This is a genomic window from Pseudomonas fluorescens, from assembly GCF_900636825.1.
In the GTDB taxonomy this organism is placed as follows: domain Bacteria; phylum Pseudomonadota; class Gammaproteobacteria; order Pseudomonadales; family Pseudomonadaceae; genus Aquipseudomonas; species Aquipseudomonas fluorescens_BG.
On sequence record NZ_LR134318.1, the window covers coordinates 978598 to 994167 of the forward strand.

A 15570-nucleotide genomic window follows, 5' to 3' on the forward strand; every position below is an offset into this window, starting at 1 on the left:
CGTCATGAGTCAGCCGCAGGTTTGCGTTTTACAGAATGTTGAACGGAATCGTGGTCACGAGACGGAACTCGTTGATGCTGCCGTCAGCCTGGTTTTCGCTGGCGCGGTGAGCGGTGTAAGTGCCGCGAATCGTCGTGGCTTTGAGCGGACCGCTTTGTACTGCGTAGGTTGCGCCCACGCCGTATTCATAGTGGTGCTCGCCGTCCATCGCCTGCACGCCGTCGTAGCCGCCACCCTTGTAGTGAGTGCCGTCGATGCCCCAGCCGCGCGCTTGGTAGATGTTGAACTTCAGGCCTGGCACGCCGTACTCGGCCATGTTGATGCCGTAGGAAATCTGGAAGGATTTCTCGTTCGGGCCGTTGAAGTCCGACAGCAGGGAGTTGGCCAGGTAGATACCGTTGGTTTCGTGCAGGTAATCGAAGTACTCGTTACCGTTCACTTCCTGATACGAGAAGGTCAGGGTGTGGGCCAGGTGAGTCAGGCCGAACGACAGCGAGTAGGTGTCGTTGTCGATGTCGCCCAGCAGTTTTTTGCCTTCATCGACGGTTTTGTAGTAGTTCAGGCCGGTGGTCAGGCTCAGCACCGAGCTGTCGCCCAGCACATGGGTAGCGCCGAAGTAGTACTGGTTCCACAGGTCTTCAGCCTGAGTGCCCCACAGGCTGGTGGTCAGACTGGCGAACGGCTGGTACGAGATACCGGCGGTGTTGACGTGGTCGGCTTCAGCGTCGATCGCGCCGTACTCGGAGCGGAACTTGCTCAGGCTTTCTTCGGTACGTGGCGAGACGCGGTCGAAGGTGGCCAGGTCGAACGACAGGTTGTTGAGTTCTTCGCTGTGCAGCGCGATACCTTCGAAGCTCGATGGCAGCGGACGGTTGCCGATCACATCGACCTGCGGACTGCTGAAATTCATGCGGCCAGCGGTCAGGGTGGTGTTGGAAATGCGCGCCTTGACGTTGGCCAGGCCAACTTTGCTCCATTGACCCTGAGCGTCGCCGCCTTCTTTGGTCAGCGTACGGTTGTTGCCTGCGCCTGCACGGGTGCCCGGGGCGCCGCCATTGTTGGAAGCGAGATTCTCGCGATCACGCTCCAGCGCGATAGCGTTGTACGCAGCCACTTCGGTGCTGAAGCCAACAGTCCCTTCAGTGAAGCCCGAGTTGTACTTGATGATCGTGCCTTGCACCCAGTTGATACGGCGGTCGGTTTCGGTCGACTGGCCATTCTTGCGGTAAGCGAACTTGCCGCCACGCTTGAGTTGCTCGTTGGCGTACCAGTTACGGGTCGAACCGCTGATCGATTGACCTTCGAGGAAGCCAGTGGCGTCTGCCTGGGCGCTTTTCTCGTTGACGGTCACCGGAGTGAACGCCTGGCTTTGGGTTTCCGCATAAGCCGTGGCGGTGATGCTGCTGATGGCCAGAGCCAGTATCGCGGTGCTGCTCAGTTTCATGGGTGAAGCTCCTTTACTTTCTTTTTATCCCGGCTTTTTTTGGTATGCCGGTTATTGGTTTAGAACTCATTCACACATCGCAAACGTTTGCAAAAGGCCGATTTGGCGAATTTAGGCAAAGCGCTTGCGTGAGGGGATAGACAGCTCCCCTCAGCGTTGCGGCTAATCGGTTGGTTTAATCGATACTGACGCCCGAGAAAACGTTGCGTCCGAACGGGCTGACTTTGAACCCTTCAACCTTGGCGTTTAAGGGCTGGTTGACCGTCGAGTGAGCGACAGGCGTGATCGGCACTTGCTGTTTAAGCAACTGCTGAGCCTGTTTATAGAGCATGGTGCGTTGGTCGCGGTCAGTGACGACCTTGGCCTGTTTGATCAGCTTGTCGTAAGCCGGATCGCACCACATGGAATAGTTGTTGCCGCCGATCGCATCGCAGCTGTACAGCGTACCGAGCCAGTTGTCCGGATCACCATTGTCACCGGTCCAGCCGATCAGGCTGACGTCATGCTCGCCGTTCTTGGTGCGCTTGATGTATTCGCCCCATTCGTAGCTGACGATCTTCACTTTCAGGCCGATTTTCGCCCAGTCCGACTGGAGCATTTCAGCCATCAATTTGGCGTTGGGGTTGTACGGACGCTGCACCGGCATCGCCCATAGGGTGATCTCGGTGCCTTCTTTCACGCCGGCAGCCTTAAGCAGCTCTTTGGCTTTTTCCGGGTTGTAGGCGGCGTCTTTGATGGTGTCGTCGTAGGACCACTGGGTCGGCGGCATGGCGTTGACCGCCAGTTGGCCGGCGCCCTGATAAACAGCGTTGAGAATCCCTTGTTTATTGACCGCCATGTCCAGCGCCTGGCGCACTTCGAGCTGGTCGAACGGCTTGTGGCGGACGTTGTAGGCGATGTAGCCGAGGTTGAAGCCAGGTTTGGTGATCAGTTGCAGTTTCGGATCGTTCTTCAACGCTTCAACATCCGCCGGACGCGGGTGCAGAGTGATTTGGCACTCATTGGCCTTGAGTTTCTGTACCCGTACCGAGGCGTCGGTATTGATCGCGAAAATCAGGTTGTCGAGTTTGACGCGGCTCGGATCCCAATATTGTTTATTACCGGTGTAACGAATGTTCGAGTCTTTCTGATAGCTCTTGAACACGTACGGCCCAGTGCCGATGGGCTTCTGGTTGATGTCGCTCGGCTTGCCGCCGGCCAGCAATTTGTCGGCATATTCAGCGGACAGAATGGACGCGAAGCTCATTGCGATGTTCTGGATGAACGCGGCGTCGACGCTGTTGAGCGTGAACTCCACGGTCAGCGGCGCGGTTTTTTCTACCTTGGCAATGTTCTTGTTCAGGCTCATCCCGTTGAAATACGGGAATTCGGTTGGGTAAGCCTTACGGAATGGCTGCTGCGGATCGAGCATGCGGTTAAACGTGAACAGCACGTCGTCGGCGTTGAAGTCGCGTGTAGGTTCGAAGTAAGGCGTTGTATGAAACTTCACACCTTCACGCAGGTGGAAGGTGTACTTGAGACCATCCTCGGAAATGTCCCACGTGGTGGCCAGGCCCGGAACGACGTTGGTCGCGCCTTTTTCGAACTCGACGAGGCGGTTGTACAGCGGCTCAGCGGCGTCGTTATCGGTAGCCGTCGTGTATTGCGCGGTATCGAAACCCGCCGGGCTGCCTTCGGAACAGAACACCAGACTCTTGCTGGCGGCGAAACTGGCGGACGATGCGGCCAACAGGCCGGCGCCCAGCAATGCGGAAAAAACCAAGGTATGGCGCATGACGCTCCCTCTTTTTTAGTGGTGTTCAATGCCCCGTCGCCTCATCCGGAGATGTCTTGGCGGCAGCATCGAGCTCAATCCAGTACGTGCGGCAAACCGGTAGCCCACGCAGAAACTGGTCAGTACCCGACGGTAGGGGCCGCGGTTCTGGCAGTAAATGCGTAAAAGCCTTAAAGCTTGTAGGAAAAGGCGACGCGTCCTATCCCGCTGCGGTAATCCGCAGTGGAATTGGCTGTAGGCAAATTCCTAATTTCCCGGTAGGTAAAACAACGGCGACGTCCAGGACGTCGCCGCCGCAGTGCCTTATTTGCTGACGCTGACGCCGTAGAAGGAATTCAGGCCAAATGGGCTGATCTTGAAATCCTGCACGTTGGCGCGCATGGGTTGATACACCGTCGAGTGAGCGATAGGTGTCATAGGGACGGCATCTTTGAGGACGTGTTGCGCCTGTTTGTATAGCTCGGTGCGCTTGCCCTGATCAGTGGTGCGTTTGGCTTCTTTCACCAGACCGTCGAACTTCTTGTCACACCACTTGGAGAAGTTGTTGCCGCTCAGCGAGTCGCAGCCGAACAGAACGTTGAGCCAGTTGTCCGGATCACCATTGTCACCGCTCCAGCCAATGATCATGGCCTGGTTCTCGCCACCTTTGGAGCGTTTGATGTACTCGCCCCACTCGTAGCTGGTAATTTTCACTTTCAAGCCGATCTTGGCCCAGTCGGACTGGAGCATTTCAGCCATCAGTTTGGCGTTCGGGTTATACGGACGCTGAACCGGCATCGCCCACAGGACGATCTCGGTACCTTCCTTGACGCCGGCTTCCTTGAGCAGCTGTTTGGCTTTCTCAGGATCGTACTTGGCGTCCTTGATGGTGGTGTCGTAGGACCACTGGGTCGGTGGCATGGCATTGACGGCCAACTGGCCGGCGCCTTGGTAAACCGAATCGATGATCTGCGGCTTGTTCACCGCCATGTCCAGCGCCTGGCGGACACGCAGGTCAGCCAGCGGGTTGGCCTCGTTGCTGCCCTTGACCTTGTCCATCACGTTGTAGGCGATGTAGCCAAGGTTGAAACCGGCCTGATCCGGCATCTTCAGCGCTTTGTCTTCTTTCAGCGCTTTCAGATCGGCCGGACGCGGGAACAGGGTGACCTGGCACTCGTTCTTTTTCAGCTTCTGGATACGCACGGACGGATCGGTGGTGATGGCGAAGATCAGGTTGTCGATCTTCACGTCTTCAGGCTTCCAGTAATCCTTGTTGCCGGTGTAACGGATGTTGGAATCTTTCTGGTAGCTCTTGAACACGAACGGGCCAGTGCCGATCGGCTTCTGGTTGATGTCGGCGGCTTTGCCGTCCTTGAGCAGTTGCGCGGCGTATTCGGCGGACTGCACGGAGGCGAAGCTCATGGCCATGTTCTGAATGAACGCAGCGTCGACTTCTTTCAGCGTGAACTTGACGGTGTGGTCGTCGACTTTATCGATCTTGGTGATGTTGGTATCCATCCCCATGTCGGTGAAGTACGGGAATTCGGTCGGATACGCCTTACGGAACGGGTCGTCCTTGTTGATCATGCGGTTGAAGGTAAACAGCACGTCGTCGGCGTTGAACTCACGAGTCGGCTTGAAATACGGGGTGGTGTGGAACTTGACGCCTTCGCGCAGGTGGAAGGTGTAAGTCAGGCCATCGTCGGAAATGTCCCACTTGGTCGCCAGACCAGGAATCACGGCGGTGCCGCCGCGCTCGAACTGGGTCAGACGGTTGAACATGGTTTCGGCTGAGGCGTCGAAGTCGGTTCCGGTGGTGTACTGGCCTGGATCAAAACCGGCCGGGCTCCCTTCGGAGCAGAACACCAGGTTAGTCGCAGCGGTGGCGAAAGGTGCGGAGGCTAACAAGCCTGCGCCGACTAGAAACGGAATGACCGCGTGTTTAAGCATGTTGGCCTCATGATTTGTTGTCATTTTTTAGTAGTGAGGTACGACCTCGTGAGTCGTGCCTGCGGATACTTATGCAGGGGCCATACCCATTGCAAGATCCACAGCGGCTAGCAGCCTTAAACCGTGGCACGAACGTACCTTAATGTCGCATCTGTATAACTTCTGACGCATTTGACCGTTTGCGGGTGGTTTTTACGGTGCAAATGAGGCCCCAAAACAGTGCGCTGGTCACACCATGCGCGCTGCCTTGGAGCCTGGTGTTACTTATTTATACCGACCCCATAGAAGGGCGTCAGGCCAAACGGACTGATCCGAAAGTCGGTGACTTCTTTGCGCAGCGGCTGAAATACCGTCGAGTTGGCAATTGGTGTGATGGGCACCTGCTGTTTAAGAATCAGTTGCGCTTGTTGATAGAGTTTGACCCGCTGCTCTCTGTCGGTGGACAGCTTGGCCTGTTGCACCAGTTTGTCGTAAGCCGGATCACACCATTTTGCGTAGTTGCTGCCTTTCACCGCCGCGCAGCTGTAGAGCACACCGAGCCAGTTGTCCGGGTCGCCGTTGTCACCGGTCCAGCCATAGATCATGGCGTCATGTTCACCATTTTTGGCGCGCTTGATGTACTCGCCCCACTCATAGCTGACGATGTTGGCCTTGATGCCGATTTTGTCCCAATCCTGCTGAATCATCTGCGCCGACATTCGCGCATTCGGGTTCGAAGCGCGCTGCACCGTCATTGCCCAGAGGTTGATGGTTGTACCCGGTGCCACCCCCGCTTCTTTAAGTAGCACCCGGGCTTTGACCGGGTCATAAGGGGCATCCTTGATATTCGGGTCATACGACCATTGCGCCGGCGGCAGGGCGTTGCGTGCCAGCTGGCCGGCACTTTGGTAGACGGCTTTGATGATCGCCGGTTTGTCGATAGCCATGTCCAGCGCCTGCCGTACCTTGAGCTGATCCAAAGGGGCGTGGGTGGTGTTGTAAGCGAGGAAGCCAAGGTTGAAACCGGCCTGTTTGAGTACTCGCAGGTTGGGGTCTTTTTCCATGACTTCGATGTCGGCCGGGCGTGGATAGCCGCTGACCTGGCATTCGCCAGTCTTCAACTTCTGCAGGCGCACCGCGGCGTCCGGGGTGATCGAGAAAATCAGGTTATCGATTTTCACGTCCTCGGGTTTCCAGTAAGCCGGGTTGGCGGTGTAGCGAATCTGCGAGTCTTTCTGGTACCGCTTGAACACGAACGGGCCGGTGCCGATGGGTTTCTGGTTGAGGTCGGCGGCTTTGCCTTCCTCCAGTAACTGCGCGGCGTATTCGGCCGACTGGACGGAGGCGAAACTCATTGCCAGGTTTTGCACGAATGCGGCGTCGACGTTGTTGAGGTTGAAGCGCACGGTGTTGTCGTCGAGTTTTTCCACTGATTTGATCGTGGTGTTCAGGCCCATGTCGGTGAAATACGGAGATTCTGCCGGGTAGGCCTTGCGGAAGGCGTTGTTCGGGTCGAGCAGGCGCTGGAAGGTGAACAGGATGTCGTCGGCGTTGAAGTCGCGGGTTGGTTTGAAGTAGTCGGTGGTGTGGAATTTCACGCCTTGGCGCAGGTGGAAGGTGTATTGCAGGCCATCCGGGGAGATGTCCCATGTTGTCGCCAGACCGGGTTCGATTTCGGTGCCGCCGCGTTTGAATTGGGTGAGGCGGTTGAAGACGGTTTCGGCGGAGGCGTCGAAGTCGGTGCCGCAGGTGTATTGGCTGGGGTCGAAGCCGGCGGGGCTGGCTTCGGAGCAGTAGACCAGGGTTGTGGCGGCGTTTGCGATCGGGGCTATGGCTGTTAGGGCGAGGGAGATCAAGAGCGGTTTTAGGGTGGATCTTGGCATGGGGTCCCCGGGGAATCGGCGGTGGTAATCGTGGAAGAGTAGCTGGGGCGGGGGTGTTGGCGGAAATATCGTTTTTCCTTTTGAAGCGTCTATCTCGGTATATCCAGCGGTTGTGGGCATATCCGTTGCTGCGGTGATGGCTGCTTAGGGTTCCGCCCTTACGGCGGGTCACTTTTGACAAACGCCTCAAAAGTAACCAAAAACGCTTGCTCCTGCGTGCGGCCCGCTCGCTGGGGCTCGGGGTTCCTTCGCTCCGGGATCGATCCGGGCGCAGCGCCTACGGTTTGCTTCGCTGCACCTCCTCTCGCTGTGTTTGGCTTCGCCAAACGGTCGCTGCGCTCCCACGCCCGGATCAATCCCTCCACTCAGCCTTCCGAAGTCGCCCGTGGATCAAGATCAAAAGCTGCAGCCGAGCTTGCGCTCATCCTGCGAGTGGTGCGGCTGCGCCGCGGGCTGCGCGACAAATTCCATGTAGGAGCTGCCAAAGGCTGCGATCTTTTGATCTTGCTTCTGGTGTTGGAAGATCAACGTCAAAAGATCGCAGCCTTCGGCAGCTCCTACAGGGGAGGGGTGTTTAAAAGGGTTTTGTAATGGGTGAACCTTCCCACAAGGTTTTCAGGTTGTCCGTCGGACGTCCGCTCTCTAGGCTTGGGTCGTCGCTGGTTGTTCAGCGATCGGGTGTGACCGGCCGGGTGCCTATGACCGGTTTCTCACCCCGCACAAAGCTGCCACCTCTTCGTCGTGTGAGAAACGGCATAGAGATAGCTCAACTTCATAGGTGAAGCACATGAACAAGCCAGTTCCCGATCTACCCCTCGAATCCATTTCCTTCCTCGAAAACGCCATCCGCGCCGACGATCAGATCAAGAACCGCGAAGCGATCAAGCGCGCGCTCGATTTCTATCTCACCCCCGAACCGAGTAAACCGCGATCCCCCAGCACAATGTTTCTCGTCCACCCGAACATCGACACCGAAAGCCTGCTCGCGCATGCCAGTGAATCGCTGGCTTCGGCCGATGTCATGGCGGGTGATTTCGCTGATCAGCTCAGCCGCCCGCAACGCAATACGGCGCTGGCTATTCAGCAAATCATCATGCTGGCGGAGCTGGCGGTGAATCGGGCGCTGGATCGGGTTGATCCACGTTCCTGATTGGTCGAAGCACCGCGTTATCGTTCATCGCGGGCAAGCCCGCTCCCACAGGGTTATATGCAATTTTCAAAACACTGCAGAACTTGTGGGAGCTGGCTTGCCAGCGATGGCGGCAGATCATTCACCGCAAAAATGAGGCACAAAAAAACCGGCAATCATCCGCTGATTGCCGGTCCTTCATTCAGCCAGGCTCAAATCACTGCATCAACACTTCAATCGAGCCATCAGCGGTCATGCTCACTTGGCTGGTGCCGGCTTCTACTTCAGGTGTCACCGGTGCCGAGTCCATAGCTGCCGCTTTCATCATCATCGGTGCACGCAGGTACGGTTGTGGATAACCGTTGCTGTTTAGGTTCAGGTTGACGATTTTATAACCCTTGCCGCCCAGTGCATCGGTGGCCAGTTGCGCGCGGGTCTTGAACGCGGTGACGGCTTCTTTGAGCAATTGGTCTTCGCTGGCCTTGCGGGTCGGGTCGGCGATGGCGAAGTCCATGCCACCCATCTTCAGGTCGGTCAGCAACTCGCCGGTGAGTTTGGACAGGGCGGCGAAGTCGGTGCTTTCCAGGCGCAGTTCGGCGCGTTCACGCCAGCCGGTGATTTTCTGGCCTTTGGTGTCGTAGATCGGGTAACTGTTGCGGCTGCCCGTGCGCAGGGTGATGTCTTTGACTTGTTTGGCCTGGGCGGTTGCCTTGTTCATGGTGGTGCTGATGGCGGCAGCGAGTTTTGCCGGGTCGGTGTTCTGCTCTTCGGTGTAGAGCGTCACGATCATCTGGTCGCGAGCGACTTCCTGGCTGACTTCGGCGCGCAGGGAAATCTGGTTGTAGTGCAGCTCATCGGCAGCCAGCGCCGGAAGGCTGGCGACGCTGCCGATGGTCAGGGCGAGAAGGGCGGCGCTGCGGCGAAATGTGTGCATGAAGGCTCCTTGATAAGGGCGCAGAGGGCGCTGCGTGAACCATCAGACTCTATAAAGCAGCTGCAAGTTGCAAGCTTGAAGCTGCAAGTAAAGGCAAGAGCAAGAACTGCGGCGCTTTCGATCCTGCTTGCCGCTTGAAGCTTGCAACTTGCAACTGCTCTCCTGTGGTCGTTTGCCGCACTTTCGCCTCTGAACCCCGCGCCTTGGTTATACTCCCTGCGATCCGCCTGGAGCGCTCATCAGGAGAGCTCATGCTCGCCCCCGTACAACTGACTTCCGCGACTCGCCAGAACCTCTGGCGGTTGACCTTCATCCGCACCCTGGTGCTCGCCGCGCAGGCTGGCTCCGTCGGCCTGGCCTACTGGCTGCAATTGTTGCCGTTGCCGTGGGTGCAACTGGCGATGACCCTGGGCTGCTCGACGCTGCTCTGCGTGTTCACCGCGGTGCGTTTGCGCACTTCGTGGCCGGTGACCGAGCTTGAATACGCGCTGCAACTGGCCTGCGATCTGGTGATTCACAGTGCCTTGCTGTATTTCTCCGGCGGTTCGACCAACCCGTTCGTTTCCTATTATCTGGTGCCGTTGACCATCGCCGCGGTGACGCTGCCATGGCGCTATTCAGTGATCCTCTCGGGTATTGCGCTGGCGCTGTACACGGTGATGCTGACGCGCTTTTATCCGCTGGAAACCTTGCCGGTCGCCCGCGAAAACCTGCAGATTTATGGCATGTGGCTGAGCTTCGCGCTGGCCGCCGCGGTGATCACGTTCTTCGCCGCGCGGATGGCCGAAGAACTGCGCCGGCAAGAAGAATTGCGCGCGATTCGCCGCGAAGAAGGCCTGCGGGATCAGCAATTGCTGGCCGTCGCCACCCAAGCCGCCGGTGCCGCGCATGAGTTGGGTACGCCGTTGGCGACCATGAGTGTGCTGCTCAAAGAGATGCAGCAGGATCATCCCGACCCGCTCCTGCAAGACGATCTGAAAGTGCTGCAGGATCAGGTCAAGTTGTGCAAGGAAACGCTGCAACAGCTGGTGCGCGCGGCCGAAGCCAATCGGCGTCTGGCGGTGGAAATGCAGGATGTCACCGACTGGCTCGACGAAGCGCTGAACCGCTGGCACCTGATGCGCCCTGAGGCCAGTTACCGCTTCCAGCGTCTCGGCCAGGGCACTGTGCCGCGCATGGCGCCGCCGCCGGATCTGACCCAGGCGTTGCTCAATCTGCTCAACAACGCCGCCGACGCCTGCCCGGAAAACCTTCAGGTCACGCTCGATTGGGACGCGGAAACCCTGACCATCAGCATTCGTGACCACGGCGCCGGTGTGCCGCTGGCCATCGCCGAGCAGATCGGCAAACCGTTCTTTACCACCAAGGGCAAAGGTTTCGGCCTGGGCCTGTTTTTGAGCAAGGCCAGCGTGACACGCGCCGGCGGCTCAGTGAAACTCTATAGTCATGAGGAAGGCGGCACGCTCACCGAGCTGCGCCTGCCCCATGGCGCCCGAGGAGACCAACATGAGTGACGAAATCCAAGTTGAAGGCGAAGAACTGCCGCATTTGCTGCTGGTCGACGACGACGCGACCTTCACCCGCGTCATGGCCCGCGCCATGGCCCGCCGTGGCTTTCGCGTCAGCACCGCCGGTTCCGCCGAAGAAGGCCTGACCATCGCCCAGGCAGATCTGCCGGATTACGCCGCGCTGGACCTGAAAATGGACGGCGATTCCGGGCTGGTGCTGCTGCCGAAACTGCTGGAGCTCGACCCGGAAATGCGCGTGGTGATCCTCACCGGTTATTCGAGCATTGCCACGGCGGTCGAGGCGATCAAACGCGGCGCCTGCAACTACCTGTGCAAACCGGCCGATGCCGATGACGTGCTTGCTGCGCTGCTGTCCGAGCATGCCGACCTCGACAGTCTGGTGCCGGAAAACCCGATGTCCGTCGACCGCTTGCAGTGGGAACACATCCAGCGCGTGCTCACCGAGCATGAAGGCAACATCTCCGCTACGGCGCGCGCGCTGGGCATGCACCGCCGCACCCTGCAGCGCAAGTTGCAGAAGCGTCCGGTTCGTCGCTGAACCTGCGCTGAACGACTATTGCCAGCCCTCGCGATAAAACGCGCCGATCATCTATGATCGGCGCGTGTCTGTTCTTTTCTTTATCGAGCCTTATCCATGAATCAGAACGCTGAATATTCCGCGGTCAACGATGCTGTGCGCGGGCAGTTTTTTCGCAAAGTCTGGGCGATGACCACGCCTTACTGGCGCAGCGAAGAGAAGGGCAAGGCCTGGACGTTGCTGATTGCCGTGATCGCGCTGACGCTGTTCAGCGTGGCGATTTCGGTGTGGATCAACAGTTGGTACAAGGATTTCTACAACGCTCTGCAGAAAAAGGATGAAGCGGCGTTCTGGCAGCTGATCCTGTATTTCTGCGGCATTGCCGCCGTGGCGATTCTTGGCGCGGTGTATCGCCTGTACCTGACGCAGATGCTGACCATCCGCTGGCGCGCGTGGCTGACGGAAAAACACTTCAAGCGCTGGCTTGACCATAAAAACTATTACCAGCTGGAGCAGGGCGGTTACACCGATAACCCTGACCAGCGCATTTCCGAAGACCTCAACACTTATACCGCCAACACCTTGAGCCTGGGCCTCGGGCTGCTGCGCACGATTGTCAGTCTGGTGTCGTTCTCGATCATTTTGTGGGGTGTGTCGGGCAGTATTGAAGTGTTCGGCATCGAGATTCCCGGCTACATGTTCTGGTGTGCGCTGCTGTACGCGGCAGTCGGCAGTTGGCTGACGCACTTGATCGGTCGGCGCTTGATCGGTCTCAACAACCAGCAGCAACGCTTCGAAGCGGATCTGCGTTTCTCCATGGTGCGGGTCCGCGAGAACGCTGAAAGCATTGCGTTGTACAACGGCGAGCCAAACGAGAATCGTCGCTTGAGCAGCCGCTTCGGGCTGGTCTGGCATAACTTCTGGGACATCATGCGCGTGTCCAAACGCCTGACGTTCTTCACCTCCGGTTACGGCCAGATTGCGATTATTTTTCCGTTCATCGTCGCCGCGCCGCGCTACCTGTCCGGCAAGATCGAACTGGGCGAGCTGATGCAAATCAACTCGGCGTTCGGCAATGTGCAGGAGAATTTCAGCTGGTTCATCACGGCCTACTCGGATCTCGCCGCATGGCGTGCCACCTGTGATCGTCTGCTGAGTTTCCGTCAGGCCATGACCGATAACGAGCAGCGCACCCCGGCCATTGATGTGCAAAATCAGGGCAGCGAATTGCAGGTGCATAGCCTCGGGTTGGATCTGGCGGATGGTCGTCACTTGCTGACCGGCGCCGACATGACCGTTGAACCGGGTGAGCGCGTAATGCTCAGCGGGCGTTCCGGCAGCGGCAAATCGACCCTGCTGCGCGCGATGGGGCATTTGTGGCCGGCGGGGCATGGCAACATTCGGCTGCCGGCGGCGCGTTATCTGTTCTTGCCGCAAAAGCCTTACCTGCCGATCGGCACGTTGCGAGAAGCGCTGAGTTATCCACAGCCGGGCGACACCTACACGTCAGAGCGTTATGCACAGGTGCTGGAGACCTGCCGTTTACCGCATTTGGTCGGTCGGCTGGATGAAGCCAATCATTGGCAGCGCATGTTGTCGCCGGGCGAGCAGCAACGTTTGGCGTTTGCTCGAGCGCTGCTTTATGCGCCGCAATGGCTGTACATGGACGAGGCCACGTCGGCGATGGATGAAGAAGACGAGGCGACGTTGTATCAAGCGCTGATCGATCAAATTCCAGGGGTGAGCATTGTCAGCGTCGGCCATCGCAGCAGTTTGAAACGATTCCATCCACGGCATGTGCGGATCGATAGCGGGCATTTGATAGAGCAACCCGTGACTGCCTGACTAAGTGCAATACCTCTGTGGGAGCTGGCTTGCCAGCGATGGCGGCGCAACAGACGACATCTATGTTGCCTGATTTGGCCTCATCGCTGGCAAGCCAGCTCCCACAGGATTTGTGTAGATACGGAAAGTGATCGTACAACCCGCTTGAGCTATGATGGCGCCAAGCCGAACTTTCGAGACAAGATGCAGACCATGGAAAAGCTGATCGAGACCCCGCGCCTTCCCCGCAAGCGCCGCAGCCTGGCCCAGGAACTGGTGACGGTGCTGAGCGAGCAAATCCGTGATGGCCTGCTCAAACGGGGCGATAAGCTGCCCACCGAATCGGCAATCATGGAAGCCCATGGCGTCAGCCGCACCGTGGTGCGTGAGGCGATCTCCCGTTTACAGGCTGCCGGCCAGGTCGAGACTCGCCACGGCATCGGCACCTTTGTCCTCGACACTCCGAGCCCGAGCGGTTTCCGCATCGACCCGGCCACCGTCGTCACCCTGCGTGATGTCCTCGCCATCCTCGAACTGCGCATCAGCCTCGAAGTGGAATCCGCCGGCCTCGCCGCGCAACGCCGCAGTCCCGAGCAACTGGCAACCATGCGCGCCGCCCTCGACGCATTGAACGAAAGCGCCTCGCATGCCAGCGATGCCGTGTCGTCGGACTTTGCCTTCCACCTGGAAATCGCCTTGTCCACCGGCAACCGCTATTTCACCGACATCATGACTCACCTGGGTACCAGCATTATTCCGCGTACGCGTTTGAACTCGGCGCGCTTGGCCCACGATGACCAGCAGCACTACATGGGTCGCTTGAGCCGTGAGCACGAAGAAATCTACGACGCCATTGCTCGCCAGGATTCAGATGCCGCCCGTGCGGCAATGCGTCTGCACCTGACCAACAGCCGCGAAAGACTGCGCCAGGCCCATGAAGAGGCGCAGGCGCAGGGGTAAGCGGATCAGGCGATCAGCGTGGCAGGATCAAGCCTCGATCCGCAGCAGCAACGGGTTAGAGTAGGGTTCCTGGCTCGACTCATCCTGAAACTTGTAGCGCAGTTCTATTTCCGTATTCAGGAAGGGGCGCAATGCCTCTTTGGGAATCTGCACTTCGATGCCCGTCAGTTTTTCCATATCGTCCTCGGCGTCGTCCCAGGTGCCGGTGTCGACTTCTTCGCCGGCCCATTCCGGATGGTCGGGGTCGACGCCGAGGATGGCGTAGACGCTCCAGTTCGCCGGGAAGTCGCTAGAGTCTGGAACACCTGCGAGCAAAACGTCGGGCAGCAGCGAGAGCTGCAGGGTGACCCGCTCCGGTTCCAGGGATGAGAGTTGCGACAGTGTCGGGGCAGCGTAACGGCTGAGCATGGTCAGTCTCCTTCGAAATATCCACCACGATCCTTCGTGGCGGTGACCGTACGGTACGCGGTATCGGTTGATCTTCAATTAAACCAATCTTGACCACACGTTTCGGTTGCGAAACGCCGCGAACGCTTGGATTACGTGGGTCTTCGTACAACTCATCACTTATGAGTCCGAGGTACAAACCGCACCAATCGCGATTTTGTCGGACAAAAAACCGCTCACAACGATGAAATGCAGTTGACGGTTATATTTTAAGTTGTACGATGACCTACAACTTCGGCGAAGGCTGAACGTTCCACTCACAATAAAACGTTGCTACCAGGGTGTTCGAATAATGAATCCACAAGAACTGAAGTCCATCCTCTCTGCCGGCCTGCTGTCTTTCCCGGTGACCGATTTCAACGCGCAAGGCGATTTCAACCGCGCGGGCTACATCAAACGCCTGGAATGGCTGGCTCCGTATGGCGCTTCGGCTCTGTTCGCCGCCGGCGGCACCGGTGAGTTCTTCTCCCTGGCCGCCAGCGAATACTCGGAAATCATCAAGACTGCCGTCGACACTTGCGCCACCAGCGTGCCAATCCTCGCCGGTGTCGGCGGTTCGACCCGCCAGGCCATCGAATACGCTCAGGAAGCCGAGCGCCTGGGCGCCAAAGGCCTGTTGCTGCTGCCGCATTACCTGACCGAAGCGAGCCAGGACGGTGTTGCCGCTCACGTTGAAGCCGTGTGTAAATCGGTCAACATCGGCGTGGTCGTATACAACCGCAACGTTTGCCGCCTCAACGCGCCGCTGCTGGAACGTCTGGCCGAGCGCTGCCCGAACCTGATCGGCTATAAGGACGGTCTGGGCGATATCGAGTTGATGGTGTCGATCCGTCGCCGCCTCGGTGATCGCTTCAGCTACCTGGGTGGTCTGCCGACCGCCGAAGTCTACGCCGCTGCCTACAAGGCTTTGGGCGTGCCGGTCTACTCTTCGGCAGTGTTCAACTTCATCCCGAAAACCGCGATGGACTTCTACCACGCGATCGCTCGCGAAGATCACGCCACCGTCGGCAAGATCATCGACGACTTCTTCCTGCCGTACCTGGACATCCGCAACCGCAAGGCCGGTTACGCCGTCAGCATCGTCAAGGCAGGTGCAAAAATCGCCGGCTATGACGCAGGTCCGGTGCGTGCGCCGCTGACCGACCTGACTGGCGAAGAGTACGAAATGCTCGCCGCGCTGATCGACAAGCAAGGCGCGCAGTAAACGAGAAAAGCGAGGCC

13 protein-coding genes are annotated in these 15570 nt (G+C 58.4%); 6 read left to right on the forward strand and 7 right to left on the reverse strand.

From position 1 onward, the window contains the following. Nucleotides 1-28: 28 nt before the first annotated feature. The 5 genes from EL257_RS04390 to EL257_RS27675 all read right to left on the reverse strand — a co-directional run bounded on the left by EL257_RS04390 (nucleotide 29) and on the right by EL257_RS27675 (nucleotide 7543). Complete coding sequence (locus tag EL257_RS04390) at nucleotides 29-1444, reverse strand: OprD family porin (RefSeq protein WP_126360144.1); 1416 nt, start codon at nucleotides 1442-1444, stop codon at nucleotides 29-31. A gap of 175 nt (nucleotides 1445-1619) precedes the next feature. After that, nucleotides 1620-3218: an ABC transporter substrate-binding protein gene (locus EL257_RS04395; protein WP_126360146.1), complete on the reverse strand. Its 1599-nt coding sequence runs from the start codon at nucleotides 3216-3218 to the stop codon at nucleotides 1620-1622. A 303-nt stretch (nucleotides 3219-3521) separates the two neighbouring features. Next, nucleotides 3522-5147: an ABC transporter substrate-binding protein gene (locus EL257_RS04400; protein WP_126360148.1), complete on the reverse strand. Its 1626-nt coding sequence runs from the start codon at nucleotides 5145-5147 to the stop codon at nucleotides 3522-3524. Between the two features lie 260 nt (nucleotides 5148-5407). Beyond that, a complete protein-coding gene (locus EL257_RS04405) occupies nucleotides 5408-7009 on the reverse strand; it encodes an ABC transporter substrate-binding protein (protein ID WP_126360150.1) in 1602 nt (533 codons plus the stop codon). A gap of 396 nt (nucleotides 7010-7405) precedes the next feature. Next, nucleotides 7406-7543, reverse strand: a complete 138-nt coding sequence (locus tag EL257_RS27675) for a hypothetical protein (protein WP_172604449.1) — start codon at nucleotides 7541-7543, stop codon at nucleotides 7406-7408. A 253-nt stretch (nucleotides 7544-7796) separates the two neighbouring features. Here EL257_RS27675 and EL257_RS04410 point away from each other — a divergent pair, with 253 nt between their 5' ends. Beyond that, nucleotides 7797-8159: a DUF6124 family protein gene (locus tag EL257_RS04410; protein ID WP_126360152.1), complete on the forward strand. Its 363-nt coding sequence runs from the start codon at nucleotides 7797-7799 to the stop codon at nucleotides 8157-8159. 196 nt (nucleotides 8160-8355) lie between these two features. Here EL257_RS04410 and EL257_RS04415 read toward each other — a convergent pair whose 3' ends face one another. Beyond that, nucleotides 8356-9072, reverse strand: a complete 717-nt coding sequence (locus EL257_RS04415; protein WP_073473817.1) for an SIMPL domain-containing protein — start codon at nucleotides 9070-9072, stop codon at nucleotides 8356-8358. Between the two features lie 251 nt (nucleotides 9073-9323). On the opposite strand from EL257_RS04415, the gene EL257_RS04420 reads away from it, so the two are divergent. The 4 genes from EL257_RS04420 to EL257_RS04435 all read left to right on the forward strand — a co-directional run bounded on the left by EL257_RS04420 (nucleotide 9324) and on the right by EL257_RS04435 (nucleotide 13902). Continuing rightward, nucleotides 9324-10586, forward strand: a complete 1263-nt coding sequence (locus EL257_RS04420) for an ATP-binding protein (protein WP_126360154.1) — start codon at nucleotides 9324-9326, stop codon at nucleotides 10584-10586. Further along, entirely contained in the window at nucleotides 10579-11139 is a 561-nt protein-coding gene (locus EL257_RS04425; protein WP_003221630.1) for a response regulator transcription factor, read from the forward strand. The genes EL257_RS04420 and EL257_RS04425 overlap by 8 nt, the downstream gene beginning before the upstream one ends. Nucleotides 11140-11235: 96 nt before the next feature. Continuing rightward, nucleotides 11236-12963: an ABC transporter ATP-binding protein/permease gene (locus tag EL257_RS04430; RefSeq protein ID WP_126360156.1), complete on the forward strand. Its 1728-nt coding sequence runs from the start codon at nucleotides 11236-11238 to the stop codon at nucleotides 12961-12963. A gap of 192 nt (nucleotides 12964-13155) precedes the next feature. Next, complete coding sequence (locus EL257_RS04435) at nucleotides 13156-13902, forward strand: FadR/GntR family transcriptional regulator (protein WP_197722578.1); 747 nt, start codon at nucleotides 13156-13158, stop codon at nucleotides 13900-13902. A gap of 27 nt (nucleotides 13903-13929) precedes the next feature. Here EL257_RS04435 and EL257_RS04440 read toward each other — a convergent pair whose 3' ends face one another. Beyond that, a complete protein-coding gene (locus tag EL257_RS04440) occupies nucleotides 13930-14310 on the reverse strand; it encodes a hypothetical protein (protein ID WP_126360160.1) in 381 nt (126 codons plus the stop codon). Nucleotides 14311-14641: 331 nt separating this feature from the next. On the opposite strand from EL257_RS04440, the gene kdgD reads away from it, so the two are divergent. After that, a complete protein-coding gene (kdgD, locus tag EL257_RS04445; protein ID WP_007915340.1) occupies nucleotides 14642-15553 on the forward strand; it encodes a 5-dehydro-4-deoxyglucarate dehydratase in 912 nt (303 codons plus the stop codon). The last annotated feature ends 17 nt before the right edge of the window (nucleotides 15554-15570 follow it).

What these genes read in the sequence shown, in the direction of transcription:
- EL257_RS04390 (WP_126360144.1), bottom strand. Translation starts at nt 1,444, where the DNA reads ATGAAACTGAGCAGCACCGCGATACTGGCTCTGGCCATCAGCAGCATC.
- EL257_RS04395 (WP_126360146.1), bottom strand. Translation starts at nt 3,218, where the DNA reads ATGCGCCATACCTTGGTTTTTTCCGCATTGCTGGGCGCCGGCCTGTTG.
- EL257_RS04400 (WP_126360148.1), bottom strand. Translation starts at nt 5,147, where the DNA reads ATGCTTAAACACGCGGTCATTCCGTTTCTAGTCGGCGCAGGCTTGTTA.
- EL257_RS04405 (WP_126360150.1), bottom strand. Translation starts at nt 7,009, where the DNA reads ATGCCAAGATCCACCCTAAAACCGCTCTTGATCTCCCTCGCCCTAACA.
- EL257_RS04410 (WP_126360152.1), top strand. Translation starts at nt 7,797, where the DNA reads ATGAACAAGCCAGTTCCCGATCTACCCCTCGAATCCATTTCCTTCCTC.
- EL257_RS04415 (WP_073473817.1), bottom strand. Translation starts at nt 9,072, where the DNA reads ATGCACACATTTCGCCGCAGCGCCGCCCTTCTCGCCCTGACCATCGGC.
- EL257_RS04420 (WP_126360154.1), top strand. Translation starts at nt 9,324, where the DNA reads ATGCTCGCCCCCGTACAACTGACTTCCGCGACTCGCCAGAACCTCTGG.
- EL257_RS04425 (WP_003221630.1), top strand. Translation starts at nt 10,579, where the DNA reads ATGAGTGACGAAATCCAAGTTGAAGGCGAAGAACTGCCGCATTTGCTG.
- EL257_RS04430 (WP_126360156.1), top strand. Translation starts at nt 11,236, where the DNA reads ATGAATCAGAACGCTGAATATTCCGCGGTCAACGATGCTGTGCGCGGG.
- EL257_RS04435 (WP_197722578.1), top strand. Translation starts at nt 13,156, where the DNA reads ATGGAAAAGCTGATCGAGACCCCGCGCCTTCCCCGCAAGCGCCGCAGC.
- EL257_RS04440 (WP_126360160.1), bottom strand. Translation starts at nt 14,310, where the DNA reads ATGCTCAGCCGTTACGCTGCCCCGACACTGTCGCAACTCTCATCCCTG.
- kdgD (WP_007915340.1), top strand. Translation starts at nt 14,642, where the DNA reads ATGAATCCACAAGAACTGAAGTCCATCCTCTCTGCCGGCCTGCTGTCT.